The organism is Reyranella sp. (genome assembly GCF_965279465.1).
Taxonomy (GTDB): Bacteria; Pseudomonadota; Alphaproteobacteria; order Reyranellales; family Reyranellaceae; genus Reyranella.
Map to the genome: position 1 here is coordinate 6,678,654 of NZ_OZ257242.1, position 24,548 is coordinate 6,703,201.

The 24,548-nt window shown below is 65.7% G+C and carries 26 protein-coding genes; 15 read left to right on the forward strand and 11 right to left on the reverse strand.

Going from position 1 to position 24,548, the window contains the following annotated elements:
• Positions 1 to 60: 60 nt before the first annotated feature.
• Genes ACQY8M_RS32505 through ACQY8M_RS32520 form a run of 4 tightly spaced genes read left to right on the forward strand, consistent with a single transcriptional unit; the run spans position 61 to position 4,616 of the window.
• Positions 61 to 609 carry a DUF1833 family protein gene (locus ACQY8M_RS32505; RefSeq protein WP_428665062.1) on the forward strand — a complete coding sequence of 183 codons (549 nt, stop codon included), beginning with the start codon at positions 61 to 63 and terminating at the stop codon, positions 607 to 609.
• Positions 609 to 998 (forward strand): NlpC/P60 family protein, encoded by a 390-nt coding sequence (locus tag ACQY8M_RS32510; protein ID WP_428665064.1) that lies wholly within the window; start codon positions 609 to 611, stop codon positions 996 to 998. The genes ACQY8M_RS32505 and ACQY8M_RS32510 overlap by 1 nt, the downstream gene beginning before the upstream one ends.
• Complete coding sequence (locus ACQY8M_RS32515) at positions 998 to 4,213, forward strand: host specificity factor TipJ family phage tail protein (RefSeq protein WP_428665066.1); 3,216 nt, start codon at positions 998 to 1,000, stop codon at positions 4,211 to 4,213. Before ACQY8M_RS32510 ends, ACQY8M_RS32515 begins: the two co-directional genes overlap by 1 nt.
• Before the next feature lie 16 nt (positions 4,214 to 4,229).
• Positions 4,230 to 4,616, forward strand: coding sequence for a hypothetical protein (locus ACQY8M_RS32520; RefSeq protein ID WP_428665069.1), 387 nt, complete (start codon positions 4,230 to 4,232; stop codon positions 4,614 to 4,616).
• 196 nt (positions 4,617 to 4,812) lie between these two features.
• Here the strand turns inward: ACQY8M_RS32520 and ACQY8M_RS32525 are convergent, their stop codons facing one another.
• Positions 4,813 to 5,508: a hypothetical protein gene (locus ACQY8M_RS32525; RefSeq protein ID WP_428665072.1), complete on the reverse strand. Its 696-nt coding sequence runs from the start codon at positions 5,506 to 5,508 to the stop codon at positions 4,813 to 4,815.
• Positions 5,509 to 5,679: 171 nt separating this feature from the next.
• Here ACQY8M_RS32525 and ACQY8M_RS32530 point away from each other — a divergent pair, with 171 nt between their 5' ends.
• On the forward strand, positions 5,680 to 5,889 hold the full coding sequence (locus ACQY8M_RS32530) for a hypothetical protein (RefSeq protein WP_428665075.1): 210 nt from the start codon (positions 5,680 to 5,682) through the stop codon (positions 5,887 to 5,889).
• A 26-nt stretch (positions 5,890 to 5,915) separates the two neighbouring features.
• On the opposite strand, the gene ACQY8M_RS32535 is transcribed toward ACQY8M_RS32530, so the two are convergent.
• Complete coding sequence (locus tag ACQY8M_RS32535) at positions 5,916 to 6,113, reverse strand: ribbon-helix-helix domain-containing protein (RefSeq protein WP_428665078.1); 198 nt, start codon at positions 6,111 to 6,113, stop codon at positions 5,916 to 5,918.
• 96 nt (positions 6,114 to 6,209) lie between these two features.
• On the opposite strand from ACQY8M_RS32535, the gene ACQY8M_RS32540 reads away from it, so the two are divergent.
• From ACQY8M_RS32540 to ACQY8M_RS32560, 5 genes are read left to right on the forward strand one after another with little or no spacing between them, the layout of a single operon-like run.
• Entirely contained in the window at positions 6,210 to 6,440 is a 231-nt protein-coding gene (locus ACQY8M_RS32540) for a hypothetical protein (RefSeq protein ID WP_428665080.1), read from the forward strand.
• The gene (locus tag ACQY8M_RS32545) at positions 6,437 to 6,817 is read left to right on the forward strand and encodes a hypothetical protein (RefSeq protein WP_428665082.1); all 381 of its coding nucleotides are present in this window, start codon (positions 6,437 to 6,439) and stop codon (positions 6,815 to 6,817) included. Before ACQY8M_RS32540 ends, ACQY8M_RS32545 begins: the two co-directional genes overlap by 4 nt.
• Positions 6,814 to 7,104, forward strand: coding sequence for a hypothetical protein (locus ACQY8M_RS32550; RefSeq protein WP_428665084.1), 291 nt, complete (start codon positions 6,814 to 6,816; stop codon positions 7,102 to 7,104). Before ACQY8M_RS32545 ends, ACQY8M_RS32550 begins: the two co-directional genes overlap by 4 nt.
• Entirely contained in the window at positions 7,094 to 7,462 is a 369-nt protein-coding gene (locus ACQY8M_RS32555) for a hypothetical protein (protein ID WP_428665087.1), read from the forward strand. Before ACQY8M_RS32550 ends, ACQY8M_RS32555 begins: the two co-directional genes overlap by 11 nt.
• The gene (locus tag ACQY8M_RS32560) at positions 7,459 to 7,662 is read left to right on the forward strand and encodes a hypothetical protein (protein WP_428665089.1); all 204 of its coding nucleotides are present in this window, start codon (positions 7,459 to 7,461) and stop codon (positions 7,660 to 7,662) included. Before ACQY8M_RS32555 ends, ACQY8M_RS32560 begins: the two co-directional genes overlap by 4 nt.
• A gap of 1,524 nt (positions 7,663 to 9,186) precedes the next feature.
• Here the strand turns inward: ACQY8M_RS32560 and ACQY8M_RS32565 are convergent.
• Together ACQY8M_RS32565 and ACQY8M_RS32570 are read right to left on the reverse strand one after the other, a co-directional pair.
• Positions 9,187 to 10,941, reverse strand: coding sequence for a carbamoyltransferase family protein (locus tag ACQY8M_RS32565; protein WP_428665091.1), 1,755 nt, complete (start codon positions 10,939 to 10,941; stop codon positions 9,187 to 9,189).
• On the reverse strand, positions 10,938 to 11,708 hold the full coding sequence (locus ACQY8M_RS32570; RefSeq protein ID WP_428665093.1) for a glycosyltransferase family 2 protein: 771 nt from the start codon (positions 11,706 to 11,708) through the stop codon (positions 10,938 to 10,940). The genes ACQY8M_RS32565 and ACQY8M_RS32570 overlap by 4 nt, the downstream gene beginning before the upstream one ends.
• 180 nt (positions 11,709 to 11,888) lie before the next feature.
• Between ACQY8M_RS32570 and ACQY8M_RS32575 the strand changes: the two genes are divergently transcribed.
• Positions 11,889 to 12,914 (forward strand): NAD-dependent epimerase/dehydratase family protein, encoded by a 1,026-nt coding sequence (locus tag ACQY8M_RS32575; RefSeq protein WP_428665095.1) that lies wholly within the window; start codon positions 11,889 to 11,891, stop codon positions 12,912 to 12,914.
• Between the two features lie 78 nt (positions 12,915 to 12,992).
• Here ACQY8M_RS32575 and ACQY8M_RS32580 read toward each other — a convergent pair whose 3' ends face one another.
• On the reverse strand, positions 12,993 to 13,964 hold the full coding sequence (locus tag ACQY8M_RS32580) for a UDP-glucuronic acid decarboxylase family protein (protein WP_428665098.1): 972 nt from the start codon (positions 13,962 to 13,964) through the stop codon (positions 12,993 to 12,995).
• A gap of 69 nt (positions 13,965 to 14,033) precedes the next feature.
• Between ACQY8M_RS32580 and ACQY8M_RS32585 the strand changes: the two genes are divergently transcribed.
• On the forward strand, positions 14,034 to 15,593 hold the full coding sequence (locus ACQY8M_RS32585; protein ID WP_428665101.1) for a long-chain-fatty-acid--CoA ligase: 1,560 nt from the start codon (positions 14,034 to 14,036) through the stop codon (positions 15,591 to 15,593).
• Positions 15,594 to 15,668: 75 nt separating this feature from the next.
• Here ACQY8M_RS32585 and ACQY8M_RS32590 read toward each other — a convergent pair whose 3' ends face one another.
• Positions 15,669 to 16,628, reverse strand: coding sequence for a hypothetical protein (locus ACQY8M_RS32590; protein ID WP_428665103.1), 960 nt, complete (start codon positions 16,626 to 16,628; stop codon positions 15,669 to 15,671).
• Positions 16,629 to 16,765: 137 nt separating this feature from the next.
• On the opposite strand from ACQY8M_RS32590, the gene ACQY8M_RS32595 reads away from it, so the two are divergent.
• The gene (locus tag ACQY8M_RS32595; protein ID WP_428665106.1) at positions 16,766 to 17,836 is read left to right on the forward strand and encodes a phosphotransferase; all 1,071 of its coding nucleotides are present in this window, start codon (positions 16,766 to 16,768) and stop codon (positions 17,834 to 17,836) included.
• A gap of 37 nt (positions 17,837 to 17,873) precedes the next feature.
• On the opposite strand, the gene ACQY8M_RS32600 is transcribed toward ACQY8M_RS32595, so the two are convergent.
• From ACQY8M_RS32600 to ACQY8M_RS32615, 4 genes are read right to left on the reverse strand one after another with little or no spacing between them, the layout of a single operon-like run.
• Complete coding sequence (locus ACQY8M_RS32600; protein ID WP_428665109.1) at positions 17,874 to 18,611, reverse strand: ABC-type transport auxiliary lipoprotein family protein; 738 nt, start codon at positions 18,609 to 18,611, stop codon at positions 17,874 to 17,876.
• The gene (locus tag ACQY8M_RS32605) at positions 18,608 to 19,642 is read right to left on the reverse strand and encodes an MlaD family protein (protein WP_428665112.1); all 1,035 of its coding nucleotides are present in this window, start codon (positions 19,640 to 19,642) and stop codon (positions 18,608 to 18,610) included. The genes ACQY8M_RS32600 and ACQY8M_RS32605 overlap by 4 nt, the downstream gene beginning before the upstream one ends.
• 9 nt (positions 19,643 to 19,651) lie before the next feature.
• Positions 19,652 to 20,470 (reverse strand): ABC transporter ATP-binding protein, encoded by an 819-nt coding sequence (locus ACQY8M_RS32610; protein ID WP_428665114.1) that lies wholly within the window; start codon positions 20,468 to 20,470, stop codon positions 19,652 to 19,654.
• Entirely contained in the window at positions 20,467 to 21,600 is a 1,134-nt protein-coding gene (locus ACQY8M_RS32615) for an MlaE family ABC transporter permease (protein WP_428665117.1), read from the reverse strand. Before ACQY8M_RS32615 ends, ACQY8M_RS32610 begins: the two co-directional genes overlap by 4 nt.
• A gap of 71 nt (positions 21,601 to 21,671) precedes the next feature.
• Between ACQY8M_RS32615 and ACQY8M_RS32620 the strand changes: the two genes are divergently transcribed.
• A complete protein-coding gene (locus tag ACQY8M_RS32620) occupies positions 21,672 to 22,475 on the forward strand; it encodes a polyphosphate kinase 2 family protein (protein WP_428665119.1) in 804 nt (267 codons plus the stop codon).
• On the forward strand, positions 22,472 to 23,764 hold the full coding sequence (locus ACQY8M_RS32625) for an MFS transporter (protein ID WP_428665122.1): 1,293 nt from the start codon (positions 22,472 to 22,474) through the stop codon (positions 23,762 to 23,764). Before ACQY8M_RS32620 ends, ACQY8M_RS32625 begins: the two co-directional genes overlap by 4 nt.
• Here ACQY8M_RS32625 and ACQY8M_RS32630 read toward each other — a convergent pair.
• A complete protein-coding gene (locus ACQY8M_RS32630; protein WP_428665125.1) occupies positions 23,664 to 24,497 on the reverse strand; it encodes a 23S rRNA (adenine(2030)-N(6))-methyltransferase RlmJ in 834 nt (277 codons plus the stop codon). The two genes, ACQY8M_RS32625 and ACQY8M_RS32630, sit on opposite strands and share 101 nt — an antisense overlap.
• Between the last annotated feature and the right edge of the window lie 51 nt (positions 24,498 to 24,548).

Consider the following 24,548-nt stretch of genomic DNA (forward strand, 5'->3'; position numbering starts at 1 on the left):
CCGACCCGCAGCCGGCGCCCGACGCCACCCAACTGGTCCCTGTTTTGAGGAGCGTGCACCATGCCTGACCCGTCGCTGTCCGATGTCCTCGCCGAGGCCAATGCGCTGGCGCCAGCGGAGGAAATCGTCTGGAGCACGATCGAGGTGCGGCACGATGACTTCACCGACGACAGCGGCGAGCCGGATTCGATTTGGCTGGTGCAGGGCAGCGACGATTTACAGGCGCCACTCGAAGCCGGCGCGCCGATCAAGGGCGGCCAGTGGGTAACCTGGCGCGCCATCGCCTTCACGTTCGCCCTGCCCGCAATCGAGCCCGGCACGACGCCCGAGATCGAGATCACCATCGATGGCGTGAACCGGGCACTGCTGCATTACCTCGACCTCGCTGTGTCGTCTGGAAAGCCGTTGACGCTGATCTATCGGCCCTATCTCGACACCGCCATCGCCGACGGGCCGCAGATGGACCCGCCGCCGTCGTTCGAGGCGAGCGAAATCACAGTCGACATGCTCAGCGTCGTCGTAAAGGCGCGGACCGGGGTGGACCTGCGAGTCGGATTCCCGCGCCGCAAATACACTCTGGCAGAGTTTCCCGGCCTGGCTGGTCGCTGATGCACTGGGTCACAGCCTACATCGGCGCTCCCTACGAACGCGGCGCGCAGGGGCCAGAGCGCTACGACTGCTGGTCGTTTTTCAGGAGAGTTCAAAGCGAGCGTTTCGGAAGAGAAATTCCCCTGCTGGCAACGCCACCGTCGTGGCGTGAGATCGCACAGGCTTTCCCGCGGTGGTCCGCCGAATATGATTGGCATCCCGTCGCGAAGCCGCGTGACGGCGATGCGGTCTTCATGGGCCGGCTTCGTGACCCAACGCACGTCGGCATCTGGGTCGCCGACCTGAAGGCGACGCTGCATTGCTGCGAAGGCGGTTCTGTCCTTCACGACGCCCGACATCTCGCCATGCAGACATGGCGCGTGCGCGGCTACTTCACTCCGGAGGTCTGATGGGTGTTCTGGTCCACCAACGCGATGCGTTCGATACGTCGAAGCGTAGCATCTGGCGGCTCGACCGCCCGGTGACGGTGCGGCGGCTGGTGCAGCGGCACAAGGGGTTGCGGCCATACACGCGGGTCTGCCGGCCGGGCGGCGCATATGGCCGCCGGCAGGTGCGTGAGTTCAGCCGGTCAACGGTGTGTCGCTTCAACGATCGCTGGCTGACCCGCGCGCAGTGGAAGCGCACGGTCGTTGGTCCGGATGATGTCGTTGCTTTCCTGCCGAAGCCGCCGGAGGGCGGCGGCGGCGTCCTGCGGATCGTGCTGGCCATCGCGGCCATCGCGGCGGTTACAGTGCTCACGGCGGGCATCGGTGGCGCGCTGTTCGGCGCGGCCGGTACGGCGGGGCTGATAGGGGCGGGCGGTGCGTTGTTCGGCAGCACTCTCGCGGCCGGCGCGGTCAGCAGCCTGCTGGCTTCCGCCATCGTCGGCGCCGTGAGCTACGGCCTGCTGGCCCTCTTTGCGCAGCCGTCGGCGCCCTCAGCCGGCGGGACCGGCTACGCGAACGCAACGCCCGCCAGCTCGCCCGTCTACAATCTGACGGCGCAAGGAAACTTCGCCCGCTTGAATCAGGTGATCCCCGAGCCTCTTGGGCGGAACCGGCTCTTTCCCGATTTTGTCGCATCGCCTTACGTCAGATATGAAGATTACGACGCGGCGGTTTCTTCCTCCACGGATCAGTATCTGCACCACATCGTCGGCCTCGGCATCGGCGAATTTGAAATCGACACAGACTCGCTAAAGCTCGGTGATACCCCGCTCAGCTCTTACGAAGACATCGAATACTACGTCATCGAGCCCGGCGAACTGTCCGACACCGACATCGCCGACGAACGCTGGATCACATCGGCCGACCTCGCCGACATCGAGCTGCTGGACTCCGATGAGGGCAGCCCGTGGGCTGGTCCCTACGCCGCCAACCCGGCCGGCACGACCATCGGCACCATCGAGATCGACGTCGGCTGCCCGCGCGGTCTCTGGGCCTACAACCCGGTGTCGACGGGCCTCGACGGTCGCGAGGTCACCTTCGAATACGAGGCGCAGGAAATCGACGACCTCGGCATCGCGGTCGGCGACCCCGATGTGTGGGAGACCTTCGACCCGATCACGTTCCTGCGCACGTCTCAGGACTACCAGCGGGTCACCATCGGCCCGGTGACGCTGCCGACAGCCGGTCGCTGGCAGGTCCGCCTCAAGCGGACCGACGCGAAAGACACCAGCCTGCAGGCCGGCCATCAGCTGAACTGGATCGGTCTCCGTGGCCGCGTCATCGGCCGCCGCACGTTCGACGGAATGACAGCCATCGCGCTCCGGATGAAAGCCGGGGCCGCGCTCAACTCGGCGCAGTCCCGCCGCTTCAATCTGGTCGCGACGCGCAAGCTCGAGACCTGGGACCCCGAGGCCGGCGCAATGACGACGGTGCGCAGCGCCACGCGCAGCCCGTGCGATGCCTATGCCTACATCGCGCGCACCAGCAACGGCGGCCGGTTGCGCGACGACCAGATCGCACTGGCCGAGCTGTACGACCACAAGGAGGACTTCGAGGAGAAGGGCTGGAGCTTCGACTTCGTGTTCGATGGCCAGCTGGCCTCACAGGAACAACTGGCCCGCGTGGCCGGGTCGGTCGTGGCGGTGCATGTGACGCAGGGCAACAAGGCCCACCTCGTGCGCGACCTTCCGTCCGCGGCGCCGGTCGCGATGGTGTCGCCACGTAACATCATCGCCGGCAGCTTCGGCGCGACCTACGCGATGCCGGACGGCACGGCGCCAGATTGCCTGACGGGCAGCTATATCGACCAAAGAATATGGCAACCGCTCGAGCTGACGGTCGCATTCGACGATTCGGCGCAAGAACGGCCGAGCCAGGTGACGCTTTACGGTGTCGGCAACCGCGAGCAGGCATGGGCGGTGCTGTGGAACCTGTGGCGCTCCGACCGCTACCGTCGCGCGCCGATTGCCGTGTCTGTGCCGGCTGAGGGGCAAGCGGTCACCTTCGGCGACGGCATCAGCTTCAGCCACGACGTGCCGAACTACGGGCAGACGCTGGAGGTCATCGACTACGACGACACCGACCCGAACGCGCCGATATTCACCTGCGCCGACAATCCGTCGTTCGGCAGCGGCACGCACTATGCCGCCGTACGCGACAGTCTCGGCCGCAAAGCCGGACCGTTCGTCGCGACCAAGGTCAGCGGGCAAACGAACAAGCTCAAGCTCACGGTACCGGACCCCGGCGACCTGCCCGAAATCCTGATCGGCGGCGACAAGGAGCGGACCTGGGTGCAGTTCGGCCCGGGCGAGGCCTACGCGAAACCGCTCAAGGTCAAGCAGGTGACACCGCGGGATCAATCGACTTTTGGGATCGTGGCCTTCTACGACGACCCGCGAGTCTACGACCCGCTGCCCGACCTGCCGGATGTGCCCATCGGCATCGATACGCCGGATCTCGTGATCTCCATCACCAATGATGACGGCCCGACGGTCAACCTGCGGGCGAAGGCGAACGAGAACGACTACACCGGCCTGGCGGCGCAGAAGGTGACCTTCACCAAGGCCAGCGACGTCGACGTCGCGATCGTGCGCGGCTCCTGGCCGGTCGGCGCGCCGATCTTTCTCGAGATGGAAGGCAACCTCTCCGGCATCACCGGCGCGGCTGGCGCGGCCGGCATCGGCGGCACCCCGGCTCCGGCATTCGAGGACCCCGGCGACGGCCTGCCCGGCACTGCGGGCGGCCCCGGCGGCACCGCGCTCGACAGTTCAACCGGCCCGCTCACGATCACCGGCGCCGGCACGATCCGCGGCGGCAAGGGCGGCGGCGGCGGCGGTGGTGGCGGTGGTGGCTCCTACTACGAGGTCGTCGTGGAATCGCTCACCACGGGCCATCTCGTGCAGGGCGGTGATGGCGGCGCCGGCAACGGCGGAACCGGCGAGACCGGCACATCGGAAGGACCCGTCGTCTCGGGCAACGGCGGCAACGGCGGCGCCTCTGCCGGCAGCTACGCCACGGCGGGCGCTGCGGGCTCTTCGGGCACTTCGGCGACCGGCGGCATCTGGAACGGCGAAGGCGGGGCAGGCGGCGCCGGCGGTGCTGCCGGCAAGGCGATCGTCGGCGTCGCGAACGTTGATCTGACCGGGTTCACGGGTAGCATCGTTGGAACGACGGTTTAAGAGAGGACACACGACCATGGCGACGTTCCGGCTCGAATTGACTGACGACTCTCGAAAGGTGCGATTCCGCATCAAGGAGAATCCCGAGGTGGATTATCAATTCGATGCTGCCGGGATTGACTCGCTGATCGTCAAGCTTGGCACCCTGCGCGCTCGCATGAAGCCGAGACACCAAGAAAACAAAGTCCCGTTGCCGAAGGGCGGAAGGCACGTGCGGCAAGAAGGGGGCGAGATCGCTGTCACCCATCGCTCTCCAGATCAAGTCGCCCTGCATCTCAATGACGAGCGCTACGGCTGGCTGCATTACTACATGAGCAGGAAACGGGCAGCCGAGCTGGCCGGCAGGCTGCTGACTAATCCCGCCAGCATCCTTCCGCCGATCATGGGCGGGCGCCCGAACTAGCGGCTGGAGAAAGCGGCCGCGAAGGCGCGAGGGCGGCCAGCAGACCGGCGAGGCGTAGGCGAGCGCCAGATGAGCGGCACTCCGGGGCCATTCCGGCTGGAGGCGCTCAGCGGGCAAATTTCCAGCCCTGGCGTCGATCCTGGCGGCGAGCGGCGGCTGTCCCGACTGTCCCAATTTTCGCCAGCGGGACAGTTCCTCAGCGAGCGCCGTGCTTGCGCAAGATCGTCTGCGCCGCCTTTGTCGATCGGCTCCGCTCGCCCTTCCTATTCAGCCGGACGCTTTCCGCGACGAAGTCGTCGAAATGCTCCTCCGGGATCTTCGCGAGAAGGTCGGCGTGACGCTGGTCCGCCGCCGTCCAGCCCATGGCCTTGAGCAGATCGCGAAGGGGCTGGCGCTTGGTCAGCCCGCCTTCGACAGTCTCGCCCCGTTCGATCGCCTCGACGCGAGCTTGCGCCTTCTTGGCAGCCTCATCTGCCCCGAGGGCCGCGGCGGCATCCGCGGCCTTCTGCGCCGTGATGTCGGCCTGGTTGGCGAATTCCCTCTTGTCGGCCGCGTCGGAGGCCGTGAAGTCGCGAACCGCCGCCCACTGCTCGGCTTCGGCCTTGGCGTTCTCGAGCTGCAGGGCGCGCTGCTCGTCCGGCGTCACCATCGGCACGCGGGCATGCACTGAGCCGAGAATGCTGCCGAAGGTGGCGGCGTCGATCCGGTTGGACAGTTTGGCGAGGCGCTGGTGCAGGCCGGCCCAGAAGGCGATGCGCGCCGCCACGTCGGGATCGAGGACGATCGAGCCGAGGCTGGCGACATGCTCGTGCTTCACCTTGCCGTCGGCGCGGCGGGTTTCGATGAGGCTGAGTTGCAGGCGGGAGGCGGTGGCGCGGAACCGGACGAACATGCGTAGTGGCATGTAGTGGCGGGGGCGGCGATATCAACGGCTGGCGTGCCACTACACGGGGCATCTCGCACAACCTCACGCCGGCTCCTATAGTGAGCGTCGGCGGCTGAGAGACAGCGGCATACCTCAAGTGTCCCGCGCTCCCGCTCACAGCAGTGGAGGAGCGCCGCCATGGATCGCGGACTACGTGCTCAATTGAGCCCCAACGAAGAGACCGCCCTGCGCCGGATCGCTGCGGGGGCCGCAGATCAGGACTTCATCGCCCTGCGCTACCTTGAGCATCTCGCCGCTTTGAACCTGATCGAGGCGCGGGAGGGTGCTTGGCAATTGACCAAATACGGTGAAATGCGAGTGGCCGGCGACAAACGAGATTCAAGCTGACCCTTGCCCTTGAAGTGGGATGGCGCTCACTTCGCCGCCCTCCCCTTCGCCAGCCCCAGCTCGATCAGCCGGCGTACCGCCTCGCTGCGGCCAAAGCCTTCTTTGGTCGCCCATGCATCAATTGCTTCGATTAGCTGTGCTGGCGCGCGCACAGTGAGAAGCGGGTCCTTCCCCGTCGCAGGGCGCCCGCGCTTTTTAGGTTGTGCCTGTATTGACCCCGCCATGCTTTAGGTTCTACCCTAAAAGCGAGCCAAGGGGAAGGCGGCAACCGACCCCAAGGCTCTAACCGCAACCCGGACACCCTTGGAGGACACCGGATCATGGCTACCTGCCTTCATACACCACCACCATGCCCGCCGCGCGGCGGCTGCATCGGCGACTTCACCTGGATACCCGAGATTGACCACCGCCGCGGGCTGATCGGCCTGCACATGGCGCATGGGCAAACTCGCGCCGCCCAACTGCACTCCTCGCTGTGGCTGGCGCCCGACGACGCCGAGAAGGTCGGCCGGGCGCTGCTGGCGGCGGTCGCTGCATGGAGGGACCAATGAGCCGCGCTACAGCACGTCGCGCACCGAAGCCGCCGCTCGTGCCTGTCTGGACACAGGACTGCGCCGCACAGGTCATCGCTTCGAATCTCGCGGCCGATGATATTTCGGCAGTGGCAACCCGAGTCGCCGCTCTGATCTTGGCCCGCACTCCGGACGAACTCATCGCGAGCGCCGCCAAAACCAACGACGACGGCGAGTCCGTGGCAAAGACCATGTCCGACCTCCTCAAGGAAGGCATGGAGAGGCTGAAGGCACGGCTGGAGATGATGCAGGCCGCCGAGTATCGCGTGCTTTGGGCTGCATGCGTTGTGCGGGATGCCGCCGCGTCGGCCCCTGCAACTCGCCGCCGCGGCGGCGAGCGGGAGGGCGCACAATGAAGCGCCACGAAAGCCTCAGCGATCAGCTCGACGACGCCTACGGCGACCTCGAGGGCACGCTCAACATTCTTTCCAAGCTGATCGACCATGACTGCGAAGTCGACGCCGGGGTGATTGTCACCATGGAGCGGCACCTCAAGGCGGACTTTGCGGCGCTCGGCTCCGTGGTCGCAAAGGCTGCCAAGGCAATCCGCCGGGGCATCGTTGTCCTGGAGGAGCCGCGGCCCACCGTCTCGTCTCCGCTCTCGCTGGCCGTCGACAACGAGGGAGGCGACCATGCAGCGTAAGTCCAATTCCGCCCGGAAGGCGAAAGCCGCGCCAGTGAGCGGGGTCGTGCAATGGAGCACTGACGTGCCGCATCCCGTCATTGAGGCCGAAAATCGTCATACGCCACGCATCCAAGCCGGCGTGTGGCATCAAGCGGCCACCCTCCGGAATGAGGCGAGAGAAGCCGCGCACGCAATCAGGCAGTGGCGGCGCGACCACGCCGTCTTGTACGGTGACATTGTGCTGGACGTTCTGGCGGCCAGTTGCGCCGACGCTGTAATCGCGCTGACAGAACGGATGGACGCCTTCCTTAGGGTGAGTCCTAGGCTGCGGCGCGAGGTCGAGGCCATACAGCGGAGCGGCGGGGGCACACAATGAGCGCCTCCCACACGCTCACCGTCGAGCGCCGCATCGGCCGAGTGAGGGCGATCCTCGTGGCGCTGCAGTGCGTCGCCGCCAAGGCCGACGACGGCTTCAGTGCTGGAGCAATCTGCGAGGACCTGGAATTGATGGCGCAGGAGGAACTTACCAAGGTCGCGGCCGCGCTGGGCACCGACGTGCTCGACCGCGCCTGTTGACGGCGACGTGACACCGGCCGGGCGGGCTGCGACTCTCCCCGGCGATGCACTGGCCCCGCTCAACGGGGCCTTTTCTTTGTGAAGGCGGACGCTTAGCGGGCTGGATGACCATCGCTTGCGACCACCTTGTGGATAACCCGTTCGCGGCTCTTGGAAGTGCACAGCGAAACCAGCAACATCCGCCGGTATTCCCATTAAAACTGTGGGGATTAAGATGGGAAGCTTCCTTCTCCAACCGGCCATGGAACCCCTCTTGGAAGGGGCTGTCCTCGTCGCCTTGGTTTGCTCCGGCCTCTGCATGTTAGGCATCGTGTCGCTGCAGATCGCCGATGGCTACCAAAGGCGCCGGCGGCGGAAAGACCAGCGGACGCTCAAGTAATCTCTTTGAGATACTACGCGCCGAGCCTCAGCCTCACTCGGTTGGCTGGGGCTTTGACCAACCCTTAGAGCGGGCCCACCATCAGCCCGAACGCGCCGATCAACAGCACGTCCCAGACGATGACGGCAGCCCACAGCCAACCGGTGCGATATTCGCGGTCTGGCATTACCATGGCGACCTCTCCGGCTGCACTGTAAGCGAACGCGCCGTCGCCGCGGCGGTTTCTGAGGCAAAATTGCGTCGCCTGGGGCAGGTTGCGGCGGGCGGTGGCGATGTTGGGCTATCCATTCCGCCCTGTCCGTTCGATTTCCGCGCGGTGCACTGGCGGTGCACGGAAACAGGAGGCAACGAAATAGTCCAACAAATACAGCAAAACCGGCGAGGTCAGCCGAGGTTTTGTAAACCGAAGGTCGGGGGTTCAAATCCCTCACCCAGCACCAGTCCTTCTCTCGAAAAAGCCCGCAGGCAGCGGCTTTTCTCTTTCCTGGGTTGCCTGCCGAGGAGGATGGCGGCGACGTCGAGCCGAACGTCATCCATCCCGAGCGCGGGTGCGCGACCAGCATCAGCGTTGCCGAGCGGAACACGCTGCGGGAGTGGGCGGCGGCCCCGGCGGCCGCACCTGCGTAGCCATGCACCAGCGCTCGGCGCGTTTCCTGCATCTGACCCCGAGCCACGCCATAAAGGGTTCATGGCTGGGCAGACGCCGGTCGTGCTACTGCAGATCGGCGTCGCGACCGCCGCAATCGTAGCATGGTCCGCGTAAAGGCTAGACTAAAGAGGACTGTTATGGACGATAAGGAGATGATCGCGCCGCTTGCGCGCAGCCTCTATTGGGGCTTCGTAAAGGAAACGAAGGGCACGCCCGGGAAGTGGGCTGACCTTGATGGGGACGGGCGAAAGGTCTGGCTGGCTGTTGCCCAGAGAGCCCTGCGCAGGGTCGATGAACTGAGGTCGGCACCGTCACATGCTCACCTGACGTCAGAGAGGCAGGACGCGCCGGCTACTCCGCCCCCGTCTTCTCGATAGCATCGATCTGAAGCAGGACCGGCGCCTGTACCGCGCTCAGCGCCGGCATACGCCCGCGGCTGCGATGCGACCTCAGGCCGTCGATACCCGCCGCGTTATGCCAATGACGCTGAACGCAATCACCGCTCGATGAAGGTGTCACCCAGCACGAGCACGTCCATCCTGGTGCGCAGGAAGCAGTCGATCGCCTCCTCCGGCTTGCACACCACCGGCTCGTTCTCGTTGAAGCTGGTGTTGAGCACGATCGGAACGCCGGTGATCTCGCCGAATATCTGGATCAGCCGCGCGTAGCGCGGGTTGCCGGCCCACGTCACGGTCTGCAGGCGCCCCGAGCCGTCGACATGGGTGACGGCCGGGATCTGCTTGCGCTTGTCCGCCTTGATCTTGAAGACCTGCATCATGAAGGGCACGTCCTCGTCGGTCTCGAACCAGTCCTTCACCGCCTCGCGCAGGATCGAGGGCGCGAACGGCCGGAACGATTCGCGCCGCTTGATCTTGAGATTGAGGATGTCCTTCATGTCGGCGCGACGCGGATCGCCCAGGATCGAGCGGTTGCCGAGTGCGCGTGGGCCCCATTCGAGCCGGCCCTGGAACCAGCCGATCACCCGGCCCTCGGCGATCGCTGCCGCCGTGCGCTTGCACAGCGTCGCCTCGTCGGCGATTCGCATGATCTTGCAGCCCGCTGCCTCGAAGTCGGCGCGCCGCCTGGAAATCGCCACAGCGATCTCCTCGGGCGTCGCCCATGGCCCCCAATAGGCGTGGTCCATCACGAAGTGGCGCTTGGCCTTGTCGCCCTCGACCTTGTGCCAGGTCGCGAAAGCCGCGCCGATCGAGCCGCCGGCATCGCCGCCGGCCGACTGGACATAGACGTGCTTGAACGGCGAACGCTCGAGGATCTTGCCGTTGGCCACCGAGTTGTAGGCGCAGCCGCCCGCGAGCACGAGCGCATCCGTCCGATAACGCCGGTGCAGCGCGCCCAGCAGGTGAAAGAAGGCGTTCTCGTAGGTGACCTGCGCCGAACGCGCGATGTCGCGGTGCTTGTCCTCGAGCGGCGCAGACGGATCGCGTGCCGGGCCCAACAGCTCGATCAGCGCGTCGCTCCACAGCCGGCCGCCGGAAGGGATGCCCTCCTTCACCGAGTAATCGGCGCCCTCGCCCGAGGCATGGCGGAAATAGCGCAGGTCGAGCGCGAAGCTGCCGTCGTCCTTGAGTCGTACGATCTCCTTCATCCTGTCGACGTAGGTCGGCTCGCCGAAGGGCGCGAGCCCCATCACCTTGTACTCGTCGCCGTAATGCGGGAAGCCGATGAACTGCGTCATCGCCTCGTAGAACACGCCGAGTGAATGCGGGAAGTAGACGCGGCCGTCGACGGGGATATTGCGGCCCTCGCCCAGCCCCCACGCCGCCGAGGAGAAATCGCCGAAACCGTCGACCGACACGGCCACCGCCTTGTCGTAGGGCGACACCAGGAAGGCCGAGGCGAGATGGCAGAGGTGATGCTCGACGGCGTGCACGGTTCCGGTGAATTTCTCGTCGGGCAGCCCGCGCTGGAGGTTGCCGGCGACGTCGGCGCGGTTGCCGCGATGGCGCAGGCGCTTGATGATATAGCCAGGGCTCACGCCGGAGGTCAGGACATAGACGAGCTTGCGCCAGCGGTTGGCGGCGTTGTCGCAGTTGACCGCGACGTGGTCGACGTCGGACAGCGAGATGCCGGCTTCCTTCAGGCAGTAGCGGATCGACTCGCTGGGGAAGCCACCCCAATGCTTGACGCGCCGGAAGCGCTCCTCCTCGACGGCGGCGACGAGGTCGCCGTCCTTGACGAGACAGGCCGCTGCGTCGGCGTGATAGGCGTTGAGGCCGAGGACGTAGGTCATTTGCCGAGGTCTCTTCGCAGCAGGTGCATGGAAAGGATCATTTCGGCCGTCACTCGCTGCGCCGTGTAGAAAAGACCCGCAGTACCGTCGAACAGCAGCCCCTTCACGAAAAGACAATGGATCGCGACGGCGACCGGCCCTAACGCGCGCGTGCAGCGCAGCCGGTCGGGCCAGCTCAGTTCCGACCACGGCCGCGTCGCCAGTTTCTCAGCCTCGGCGGCCTGATAGCGCGACTGGCTTTGCAACCAGCGTTCGATGCTCTTGCGGTCGTCATGCAGCAACCGGTTGTTCAGCGGTACGACCGCGCCGTCGATCCGCAGCTTCTCCGTGTGGCCGTCCTGGATGAACGTCTCGCACCCACGGCGAAACAACACGGGCAGCGCAGGATAGAGCGAGGCGCGCAGAGGCCTGCCCTCCATGCAATAGGTGAAGGCGACCCGGTAGGCTGAAGTCCCTTGGTCGGGGACCAGGGCCGCGATCTCGTCGCGCAACGCCGGCTCCATCATGTAGTCGGCGTCGAGGCGCAGGATCCAGCCGCTGGTCACTCCGGTTTCGGAGGTAGCGAATGTCCACTGCCGGGAATGACTGTCGAACGGGCGGTGAACCACCCGCGTATTGGCGAAGCCGGTGGCGATGGCCAGCGTGTCGTCGGTCGAGCCGCTGTCGACGATCACCACCTCACGCGCCCATGTCAACCGTTCCAGCGAGCGGCCGATGTTGGCGGACTCGTTGTAGGTGAGGATGACGGGGGTGATGTCGGCCAGCACGGCGCAGCGTTCAACAGAGGCGGCTATGTGGTTGCTATAGGAGAATTTTTTGGCCGAAACCAGTTGCCTTCATCAAAAACGCAATATTATCCGTGACAAAATCGTCCGTCCGACTTGACGCTTCGAAGAGGGACGCGCAAACGAGCGGCGCGAGATCTTGAGAAGTCAAAGGCAAATATCATGTCCAAGGATGATCTTGTCGTCGTTACCGGGGCGGGTGGCTTCATCGGCGGCCACCTCGTGAAGGTGCTGCAACAGCGCGGCCACACGAAAATACGCGCGGTCGACTACAAGCCGCTCGGCGAATGGTACCAGAAGCACCCCGGCGTCGAGAACCAGGTGGGCGACCTCGCCCTGCTCGAGCCCTGCCGCGCCGCCGCCAAGGGCGCGAAAGCGATCTACAACCTCGCCGCCGACATGGGCGGAATGGGTTTCATCGAGACCCACAAGGCCGAGTGCATGCTGTCGGTGCTGATCAGCACCCACATGCTGGTTGCGGCCAAGGAAGCAGGCACCGAGCGGTTCTTCTATTCATCCTCGGCCTGCGTCTACAACGGCGACAAGCAGACCGACGCCAACGTCACCGCGCTCAAGGAAGAGGACGCCTATCCTGCCCTGCCGGAAGACGGCTACGGCTGGGAAAAGCTGTTCAGCGAGCGCATGGCACGCCACTATCGCGAGGATTATGGAATCGCGACCAGGGTTGCCCGCTACCACAACGTCTACGGCCCGGAAGGCACCTATGACGGGGGGCGCGAGAAAGCGCCGGCCGCGATCTGCCGCAAGGTCATCGCCGCCAAGCTCTCCGGCAAGCACGAGATCGAGATCTGGGGCGACGGCGAGCAGACCCGTTCGTTCATGTACATCGACGACTGCACCGAGGGCACGATCAAGCTCGCCCAGAGCGACATCATCGAGCCTCTGAACATCGGCTCCGACGAGCTGGTCAGCATCAACCGCCTGGTCGACATCGTCGAGAAGATCGCCGGGGTGAAGCTCAAGCGCAGCTACAAGCTCGATGCCCCCAAGGGCGTGCGCGGCCGCAACAGCGACAACACGCTGATCAAGAAGCTGATGAACTGGGCCCCCTCCGTCCGTCTAGAGGATGGCATGGAGAAGACCTACAAATGGATCTACGACGAGATGACCTCCGGCAAGGTCTCCGTCGTCAACGCCCTCCCCAAGCAGGCCCTCGCCGCTCAATGATCTTCAATTTTGCGGACAGCATCCAGCTCGCTCAAGCTTCATGAGCGAGCTGGTTGCTTGCGCTTCGGAAGACGAAGACTAGCGACCGCCGCCGCCGATTTCCTTGCGGCGCCTGAGCAGGGCGTCGAAGAACTCGATCGTGCGGCCGAGGCCGGTATCGAGATCGACCTTTGGCTCCCATTGCAGCTTCTCGCGCGCGAGCGAGATGTCCGGGCAGCGCTGCATCGGATCGTCGACCGGCAGCGGCTGGAAGACCAGCTTCGACTTGCCATTCACCAGCTGCAGGATCTTCTCGGCGAGATGCCGGACCGGCGTCTCGACCGGGTTGCCGAGATTGACCGGGCCGGTGAAATCGTCAGGCGTGTGATTCATCAGGCGCAACCAGCCGTCCAGCAGGTCGTCGACGTAGCAGAAGGCGCGGGTCTGCATGCCGTCGCCGTAGATCGTGATGTCCTCGCCCTTCAGCGCCTGGACGATGAAGTTCGACACGACGCGACCGTCGTTGGGATGCATGCGCGGGCCATAAGTATTGAAGATCCGCGCCACCTTGATGCGGAGCTTGTGCTGCCGGTGATAATCGAAAAATAGCGTCTCGGCGCAGCGCTTGCCCTCGTCGTAGCAGGCGCGCGGCCCGAGCGGATTGACGTTGCCGCGGTAGGACTCGACTTGCGGATGCACCGTCGGGTCGCCGTAGACCTCGCTGGTCGACGCCTGGAAGATCTTGGCGCGCACCCGCTTGGCCAGCCCGAGCATGTTGATCGCGCCGTGGACCGAGGTCTTGGTCGTCTGCACCGGGTCATACTGGTAATGGATCGGCGAGGCCGGGCAGGCGAGATTGTAGATCTCGTCGACCTCGACATAGAGCGGGAACGTCACATCGTGCCGCATCAGCTCGAAATGCGGATTGCCGAGGCAGGCGACGATATTGTCCTTGTTGCCGGTGAAGTAATTGTCGACGCACAGCACGTCGTTTCCGGCCGCCAGCAGACGCTCGCAGAGATGCGAGCCGAGAAATCCGGCGCCGCCGGTCACCAAGATCCGCTTGCCCATGTCACCCCTTGATTATCCCGTATCCCGCGCCGGACACTACACGCAGAAATAATCTGGGGGAAATTCGGGATGACCGTCGAGATTGCCTGCCTTGCCGATATCGTGCGCATCCATGGCGCCCGGCAGCCCGATACGGCGGCCATCGTCTACAACGGACGCACGAGCTCCTACGGCGCGCTGGACGGCGCCTCCAGCCAGGCCGCCAATGCCCTGATCGCCGAGGGTGTGCGGCCGCAGAGGCGGATCGCCCATCTCGACAAATCGAGCGACCTGTTCTTCGAACTACTGTTCGGCGCGGCCAAGGCCAACGCCGTGATGGTCTCGGTCAACTGGCGTCTCGCGCCGCCCGAGATCTTGCAGATCGTGAACGATGCCGAAGCGGAGATGCTGTTCGTCGGAGCGGAATTCTTCCCGGTGATCGAAAAGATCAGCGGCGAGCTCAAGACCGTTCGCAAGGTCGTCGCGCTCGACCGCGGTCATCCCGAATGGGAGCCGTTCTCGGACTGGCGCGACCGCCGGCCGCCGACCGACCCTCACCTGCCGATCGAGCCCGGCGACACGGCGGTTCAGTTCTATACCAGCGGCACGACCGGCCTGCCCAAGGGCGCGGAGATCGTCAACCGCAACTTCACGTCGATGATGCCGCTCTGGACCAGGGAATGGCTGCTGGCGCCCGGCGTACCCAACCTGGTCTGCCTGCCGATGTTCCATATCGGCGGCGCCGGCTGGGCCGTAGCGGGCCTTTACTCGGGGGCGACCAACCACGTCATGCGCGAGTTCATCCCGGCGCAGATCCTCGAGACGGTGCAGCGCGAGCGCCTGCAGGTGATGCTGCTGGTGCCGGCGATGATCCTGTTCCTCATACAGGCGCCGCAGATGAGCGAGACCGATCTCTCGAGCCTGCGCCTGATCGTCTATGGCGCGGCGCCGATACCCGCCGCGCTGCTCAAGCAGGCGATGGCGATCTTCCCGTGCGGCTTCCAGCAGGTCTACGGCCTCACCGAGACGACGGGCGCAATCACCCTGTTGCCGCCGCAGGATCATGACCCGAACGATGCGCGGAAGCTGCTGTCGTGCGGCTACGCGCAGGAGGGCGTCGAGTTGCGCATTGTCGGGAATGACGGCAGGGACATGGCGCCGGGCAAGGTCGGAGAGATCGCGGTGCGCTCGCCGCAGGTGATGGGTGGCTACTGGAAGATGCCGGAGGCAACAGCGCGTGCGGTCCAAGGCGACTGGTTCTTCACCGGAGACGCGGGCTATCTCGACGAGGCCGGCTATCTCTACATCTATGATCGCGTGAAGGACATGATCGTGTCCGGCGGCGAGAACATCTATCCTGCCGAGGTCGAGAGCGTGCTGTTCGGCCATCCGGCCGTCGCTGACGTGGCCGTGATCGGCGTGCCGGACGAACGCTGGGGCGAAGCGGTCAAGGCGGTAGTGGTGAAGAAGGCCGATGCCGAGCTCGCGCCGGGCGAGTTGATCGGCTGGGCGCGCGAGCGGATCGCGGGCTACAAGCTGCCGAAGTCGGTCGACTTCATCGATGTGCTGCCTCGCAATCCGACCGGCAAGATCCTGAAGCGCGAGCTGCGCAAGGCCTACTGGGGTGACCGCGACCGCCAGGTGAACTGACCCTGCAACAAAGAAGCCGGCGGCCTCGTGCGAAGCCGCCGGGTACGCGAAGCTTACTTGTGCAGAAAGGGATCGTTAGCGGTGACCACCGCCGAAGCCGCGACCGCCGCCGGCACTGCGGGCGCCGGTATTGGCCGTAGCGTAGTTGCGGGTCGGCGCAGCCATCACAGGAGCACTAACCTGGCGGGTTTGGCCACCCCAACTGCGCATGCCGGTATTGCTGGCCATTGCGGCGCCGCCGGTCGTCGGCGCGGTCGTCATGCCGGTGCCCGTCGAGCCGCCGCGATTCCAACCGCCGCCGCCCCAGCTGTGTGTGCCGCCGGTCGTCCCGGTCGCGCCGGTGCCAACACCGCCGTTGCCTCCGCCGCTGTTGCCGTTGCGATTCCAGCCGCCGTTCGAAGCGGTATTTTCGCCACCGCGGTTCCAGCCGCCGTTGCCCCAGCCCCCGTTGCCGTCGCGGTTCCAGCCGTTGTGATCTCGGCCGTGGTTCCAGCCGCCGTCATTGTGGTCACGGCCCCAGTCGCGGCGATCCGCGTCGCGATGCCCCCAGCCGCCGCGGTTATCCCAACCGCCTCTATTGTCCCAGCCGCCTCGATTGCCCCCGCCGCCGCGATTGTCCCAGCCGGCCTGACGTCCCCAGCCGTCGCGATCGTTCCAGCCGTTGTGCGGCCGGCCATCGGTGCGGCTCCAGTCCTGGCCGCGATCCCACGCCTGCTGGCGATCGTGGCTCTGCTGGTAGATCTCCCGACCCTGGCGATCGGTCATGCGATCGATGCGGGCACGCTCCTGCGAGGACATATGGCCGTCGGCTTCCGCGCGACGCTGGGCGCGGTCGATAGCGCGCTCCCCGTACTCGAGCCGGCCGGCCTCGCTGCGGGTGATCTGCCCGTCGTTGATGCCGCGCTCGATACGGTTCTGCTGATAGTCCTGACGCTGGTTGATGTCGTACATCGACTGCGCGTTGGCAGCCTCGCTCGCGGCAATCAGGCCGCCTGCCGTCAGCACGGCGTAAGGGATAAGGCGAAGTTTGGACATGCGAATCCTCTGGGCGTGTTTCGACGGAAGTCCCCCGTCTTGAGAATCGCTACGCCGACCCATCCCCAAACATCCCTCGAAATAAGTCGATCGAAACGCTAGAAACCCTCACGTCCCCGAAAGGTCACAGCGCCGCCATGTCGATGTCCGAACTGCCCGCAAATCTAACGCCCGTACGAGAAGCGCATGCCTTCGACGAGGCGCGTCTCGTCGACTACATGAAGGCCCACGTCGACGGCTTTCGGGGTCCGCTTTCCGTGCTCCAGTTCGAGGGCGGACAAAGCAACCCGACCTTCCACCTCACCGACGGCGGCGGGCGCATGTACGTGTTGCGCAAGAAGCCGCCCGGCAAGCTGCTCCCCTCGGCCCATCAGGTGGATCGCGAGTATCGCGTCATCAAGGCGTTGTCGGATCATTCCGACGTGCCCGTGCCGAAGCCATACGCCCTGTGCGGAGACGATTCCGTGATCGGCACGGCCTTCTACATCATGGAATTCCTGCCCGGCCGTATTCTGGCCGATCCCAAGATGCCGGGCATCTCGCCGGCCGATCGCGGCAGGATCTTCGATTCGATGAACGACGTGCTGGCGCGCATTCACAAGGTCGACTACCGCGCAGCGGGACTCGGCGATTTCGGCCGCGAGGGGCAGTACATCCAGCGCCAGATCGCGCGCTGGTCGAGCCAGTACGACCTCTCGCGGACCGCGCATCTCGAGTCGATGGAACTGCTGAAGACGTGGTTGCCGGCGAACATTCCGCCCGGCGACGAGACGCGGATCAACCACGGCGACTATCGGCTCGGCAACACGATCGTCCATCCGACCGAGCCGAGGATCATCGCCGTGCTCGACTGGGAGCTCTCGACGCTCGGCCATCCGCTGGCCGATCTCGGGTACAACTGCATGATCTGGCACTTCGGCGAAGGCTTCGGCGCGTCGGAGGGCTATGCCGGCATGGATCTCGAGGCGTTCGGCATTCCGACCGAAGCGGAATACGTCGCCGCCTACGCGCGCCGCACCGGGCGGCAGGACATTCCCGACTGGGACTTCTACGTCGCCTTCTCGCTGTTCCGCCTCGCCGCCATTGTGCAGGGCGTCTACAAGCGCGGCCTCGACGGCAATGCCTCGTCGGAGACGGCCAAGGGATACGGTGACCGCGCCCGCGTGCTCGCCGATCTCGGCTGGTCGCTGGTGAAAGGAAGAGCCTGATCTCGGCGAGCACGTCGTTGTCTTGCGGACCGCGACCCTATTCGTCAGTCAGCGGCACCATCGACGCATCGTTTCCCTTGGGACAGTCCTCGCTGTCGATGATGGCGTTGGCGGGATTGCGGAACTTGTCGATGTTGTAGCCGTCGTACTCGCCCGGCGGCTTGGGCGGGGCGGCCCGCAGCGTCCAGGCGACCAGCCGCTTCATGACGCTGCCCAGCGCCTGGTCGAATGCGTCGACGACCTTGGGCACCTTGTCGGCACGGGCACGCACGCAGCGTTCGAAGGTGGCAACGCCGATGATCTGCCTGTCGGGCATGCGCACCAGCTTGGCGACGATGCGGACATGGACGATCGGCGTGCCGCCATAGAAGTACATCGCCTCGAAATTTCGCAGGTCCGGCTGCAGCACGTAATTGGCCCGCAGACCGATCGATTCGCGCGCCACGGCGACGATCTTGCGGCTGTTCTCGAAGGAATCGACGATCCGCGTCTGCACCATCAACGGCGCGCGATCGGTCCAGGCGGTCTTGGAGTAATAGTCCGACGAGGTCGGCGACTGGGCGATCGCGATGTGGCCGGTATTGAGGTTGGCCGCGGCCGCCGGAACCTCGACCGCGAGCTGCCAGAACACCGGCGGGAGGTCGGCGTCGAATGTGCTCTTGGGCGTGATCGTGTAGAGATCCGTGGGCTCTTCGGCCGCGTTGATCAGCTGGCAACCACCGAGCAGCAAGGCCGCCACCAGCGTGGCCCCTGACACAGCCCAGGGCAGCTTCATTTGGGGGTATATCCCTGCTTGCCGGTGAACACGAAGTTGGCCGGATCGCGCTCGAGCTTGGTAGCGATGACGTTGATGTTCGAGGTCAGCTGGCGCAGCTCGCGTATGGCGAGCGACAGCTCGACCAGGCCGGTGTCGGAGAACTGCTTCAGCGGACCCTTGCTGTCGCTGATCAGCTTGTTGAGCTGGCCAGCGGCGCCGTCGATGCTGCCGAGCGCGGCGCGCGCCTCGGCCAGCGCCTTGCGCAGCTCGCCAGGCTCCTTGCCGGCCAGGGCCTTCTTGGTCGCGGCGTCCTGCGGCCCGATCTCCATGGCGACGAGGCTGAGCGTGGTGGCCAGCGTATCGAGCTTGGCGAAGGTCTTGTTGAACTCGCTGACCGCGCCGGGCAGCTGGGCCAGCGCGCTCTGGATGGCGCTGTCCTGCTTGGCGAGGCCCGCGAGCGTCGTGTTGATGCTGCGGATCGAATCGCTGACCGCCTGGATATTGTCGGGGTTGAGCAGCTCGTTCAACCGGTCGACGGTGGTCCCCGCCTTCGTCAGCAGCTCCTGGGCCGAGGTCGAGGTGACCTGCAGGAACGACGCTCCTTCGCGGATCTCCGGATAGGGCTTCTCGCCCAGCTTCTTCTTGGGCTTGGTCTGGTCGACGTCGACCCGGCCGACGATCTGCACGAAGGCGGCGCCGGCGATGAACGGCTTCTCGAACACCGCATAGGAGCGCTCGCGGATGTCGATGTGCGAATCGACTGCGACGGTCACCTGGATCTTCTCGGTGAGCCGTTCGCGGCCGGTGCTGCGCTGGACGTCGGTCCGCGAGGTCAGCGAGATGTCGGCCACGCGGCCGACGCGCAGGCCGCGATAGTAGACCGGCGAATCGGGCGTCAGCCCCTGCACGTCGCCCGAGAACAGGATGACGTAATAGGCGTAGGATCTCTGGTCGCCCGCACGCAGCTTCCAGATCACGAAACCGACGGTCGCGGCGACGAACAACATCACCGCCGCACCAATCAGGACGTAGGGTGCTCTTTTTTCCATGCGACGCCGTTACTCCTGCCGGATCGCGGCCCGGCCGCGGGGGCCATGGAAATATTCCCGGACCCACGGGTGATCGTATGCGAGCATCTCGTCCATGGTACCCACCACGACGCGCTTGTCGAGGAGCACGGCGATTCGATCGCACACGGCATGGAGACTATCTAGATCGTGCGTCACCATGAGGACCGTTAGGCCCAAACTTTGCCGCAATTGGCCGATCAGCTCGTCGTAATGAGCCGCGCCGATCGGATCCAGCCCGGCGGTCGGCTCGTCGAGGAACAACAGCTCCGGGTCGAGTGCCAGCGCCCGCGCGAGACTCGCGCGCTTGCGCATGCCGCCGCTCAGCTCCGAGGGCTTCTTGTCCCCGGTGTCGGGCGGCAGGCCGGCCATCGCGATCTTGAGGGCCGCAATCGATTGCATCAGCGGCTCGTCCAGCCCGGCATGCTCGCGGATCGGCACGATGATGTTGTCGGCTACGGTGAGCGACGAGAACAATGCTCCGTCCTGGAACTGAACGCCGGTCCGCGCCTGCAGGGCCTGCTCGGCCCTGCCTGACACGGCGCGCGTGTTCACGCCCAGGATGTCGATCTGTCCGTGGCGCAGCGGATTGAGGCCGATGATCGTCCTCAGCAGGACCGACTTGCCGGTGCCGGAACCACCGACCAGCCCGACCACCTCGCCGCGGAAGACGTCGAAGTCGAGATGGTCGTGGATGACGTGGTCGCCGAACTGCGTGCGCACATCGCGCAACTTCAGCACGACCTCCCGCCCGTCACGATGGTCGACGAGCTGGCCCCCTTCCACCGTCCGACTGCCTTCCGCCGTCATACGTTGGCCAGCAGGAAGATGATGGAGAACACCGCGTCGAGAACGATCACGCAGAAGATCGACTCGACCACCGAACGGGTAGTGAGCTGGCCGACGCTTTCGGCACTGCCGCGGACCTGCAGCCCCTCGAAGCAGCCGATCGCGGCGATAATGAAGCCGAACACCGGCGCCTTGATCATGCCGGTATAGAAGTGCCAGATTCCGACCGTGTCGCGCAGCCGATCGAAGAACTGCACGAGCGTGAAGTCGAGGTAGAAGATGCAGGCGACCGCGCCACCCAGCAGGCCGGTCATGTCGCCCCAGAAGGCGAGCAGCGGCATCGACAGGACCAGCGCGATGATGCGCGGCAGCACCAGCCATTCGATCGGGTTCAGCCCGATCGTGCGCATGGCATCGACCTCCTGGTTGACCTGCATGGTGCCGATCTGAGCGGTGAAGGCGCTGCCCGAGCGGCCGGCGACGATGATCGCGGTCAGCAGCACGCCCAGCTCGCGGAACATACCGATGCCGACGGCCTCCACCGTGAAGGTCTCGGCGCCGAACTGGCGCAGTTGCTGAACGCCCTGATAGGCGATCACCACGCCAATCAGGAAGGTCAGCACGCCGACGATGATCAGCGCCTTGACCCAGACCTCGAGCATCTGCTGCACGACCGCGTTCACGCGGAAGCGCCGCGGCTGCACGCAGGCCTGGAGGAAAACGATGATGATCTCGCCGATGAAGGCGCAGAGCGCGCGCGTCTGCTGGCCGAGACCGACCATGTCGCGACCGAGTTCCTCCAGCCAACGTGTGAACCAGTCGACATGCCTGGGCTTGGGCGGCACGCACATGTTGCCCTGCACGACCTTGAATAGCTCGGCATGGTGCTCGCCCGCGGCCTCGACCGTCGTGTCGGGACCGCCGCCGGCAAGCTGCAGGATCTCCAGCGCGCCCGCCGTGTCGAGCCGTTCGACGTTCCTGGCATCGACCAGAGTGGCGGCCGCGCGGCTGTCTCCCTGTGTGGCACGGCGGGCCTTGCCGATCTTCGGCCGCAGTCCCTTCATGCTGAACACGGTCCAGGTGCCGCCGACCTCGAGTACGGACGCGCTGCCGCGCTGGACATAGCGGAGTGTGGGATCAGCCTCGGCCATCGCGGCGATTAGTCGTCGGGCCCCTCGCTGCTGTCAATCGCCTGTGGCACGATCGATTTCGGGAGGAACCGATGGGAAAATGGCCGAAGTTGGACAAGATCGAGATGATCGACGGTCCACTCGACGACGACACTTACGAGCGCAAGCTGAAGAAGCTGCAGCAGGAGCTGCTCGACCTGCAGGTTCACCATATGCGCTCGGGCGGGCGAGCCATGGTCGCCATCGACGGCTGGGATGCCGCCGGCAAGGGGGGGCTGATCCAGCGCATGATCTTCGGGCTCGAGCCGCGCTCTATCCACGTCTGGCGGATTGGCGCGCCCACCGACTACGAGAAGAACCGGCACTATCTCTGGCGCTTCTGGACCCGCCTGCCCGAACGCGGCAACTGGGCAGTCTTCGACCGCACCTGGTACGGTCGGGTGCTGGTCGAACGGATCGAAGGTTTCTGCGGCAAGGACGAATGGCAGCGCGCCTACCGCGAAATCAACGAGTTCGAGCGGACCCTGGCCGACGACGGCGTGCATATCGTCAAGCTGCTGGTCCATGTCAGCGAGGAGGAGCAGCGCCAGCGCATGATCAAGCGGCTGGAAGACCCGCACAAGCGCTTCAAGGTCGGGCCCGAGGACTTTCGCAACATAGGCAAGCGCAAGCAATATCTCGAAGCCTATGACGACATGCTCGAAAAGACCGACACCGATCATGCGCCGTGGCACGTCATTGCGAGCGACGACAAGCAGCATGCGCGGCTCGCCGGCCTGGGGATCATGGTCGAGGAACTGAGCCGCGGCACGAAGATCGCCCCGCAGGAACTCGATCCGGAAATCGCGCGCGCAGCGCACAACCTGTGGGGCTGGAAGCCGAAAGACGATCAGTGAGCTCCCCTTCCCGGGTGTTCGCCGGCTGGTGGGTGGTCGGCGGCGCGTTCATCTGCATGCTCACGGGCTACACGGTGGCCTATTCCTTCGCCGCCTTCTTCGGGGCACTCGAGGCCGAATTCGGCGCCCAACGGGGCGAGACCTCGCTGGTCTTTTCGATCTCGGCCTTCCTCTATTTCCTGCTCGGCCTGCCGGCCGGCCTGATCGCCGACCGGCTCGGGCCACGTCCGGTCGTGACCGGCGGCCTGCTGGCGATCTCCCTCGGGCTGGTGCTCGCAGCCGAGGCCGGCGCGCTGTGGCAGGTCTATCTCGGCTACAGCCTGGGGGTTGGGCTGGGCGTCGGATTCTCCTACGTGCCGAGCGTCGCGGCCGTGCAGCGCTGGTTCGTCCGGCGGCGGGGTGCGGCCAGTGGCCTCGCCGTGGCCGGCATCGGCGTCGGCACCCTGATCGGCGCGCCGCTGGCGCACGAGCTGATCGCCGCGATCGGCTGGCGCAAGACCTACCTCGTCCTGGCCGGCATCACGGCGGTCGGCGCCGTCGTCGCGGGCCTCCTGATCCGTCCGCCGCCGCAGCGCTACGGTCTAGGTCCCGACGGCGATCCGCCGGCGCCCGGCGGCGTCGACGTTATCGCGCCGGGCTTCACACTCGGCGAGGCGATGCGGTCCCGACCCTTCTGGACCATCTATGTGGGTGCCCTGCTGCTGTCGTTCGGCTTGTTCGCCCCGTTCGTGCATCTCGTGCCCTATGCGCGCGACGTCGGGCTCGGCGAAGGGTTCGGCGTGATGCTGATCGTGCTGCTGGGAGCCGGCAGCACGGTCGGACGCTTCCTGTTCGCCAGCCTGACGAGCTGGCTCGGCCGGCGGATGTCGTTCGCGATGATGTATGCCGGCGCGGGCGTCATGCTGGTGGTCTGGTCGATCTCGACCAGCGGACCCGCGCTGATCGCCTTCGCGCTGCTGTTCGGCGCCTTCTATGGCGGCTTCGTGGCCATCGCCCCGTCGCTCGCCGCCGACTATTTCGGCGGCCGCGCGCTCGGCTCGGTGATCGGCGCGCTGTACAGCGGCGTTGGCTTCGGCGCCCTCCTTGGCTCGCCCGTAGCGGGGTACGCCTACGATTTCTTCGGTTCCTATACGGGCGCCATTCTGGGCGGCGCGGCGCTGTGCTTCGTGTCGTTCGTCCTGACGATCTTCATGCCGGAACCGTCGCAATGGCAGGCGTTGCGCCCAGTGCCGCCCCGACCCACGGCAGCGCCTCCGCCATCGCCTCGTCGAATTTCCAGGGCGGATTGATCACCGCCAGCCCGCAGGCCGACAGCTTGCCCTCGGCCGACGGCGGCAGCCGCAGCTCCAGGGTCAGCGCCTTCAGGCCGGCCAGTCCCGCGATGAAGCCTGCGACGGCTTCCTCATCCTTGATCGGATACCAGATCGCGTAGCAGCCGATCGCGAACCGCCGCAGCGCCTGCTTCACGGCGCGGGCCAGCTTCTCGAATTCGTCCGCCGCCTCGAAGGGCGGATCGATCAGCACGAGGCCGCGCCGCTCGGCCGGCGGCAGCAGCGCCTTGAGCGCATGATAGCCATCGGCCTGCCGCACCTCGACCGCCTGGTCGCCCGCGAATTCGCGCTTCAGGGTCAGCGCGTCGGCAGGATGAAGCTCGCACGCGATGAAGCGATCGCCCGGCCGCAGAGCCGCCCGAATCAGCCGGGGCGAGCCGGGATAGCGGCGCAGTGCACCGCCCGCCGGCCCGAACTTGCGGTCGTAGGCCGCGACCGCCGCGAGATAGCGCACGACGGCAGCGGGCATGCCGGCCCGCCCCGCCGCCAAAAGCCGCAGGATGCCTGCTTTCGCCTCCCGCGTACGGCCTGCTTCGACAGCCAGAAGGTCGTACCCGCCAGCGCCGGCATGAGTGTCGAGCACGAACAGCTTCTTGTCCTTGGCCGCCAGCAAACGAAGGAGCTCACACAGAGCCATATGCTTCAGGACTTCAGTGAAGTTTCCAGTGTGAAATGCGTGCCGATAGTTCATGGGTCCCTATAGCATCCGAGGCACCGTTCGTGCTTCAACCTCTGGGCAACC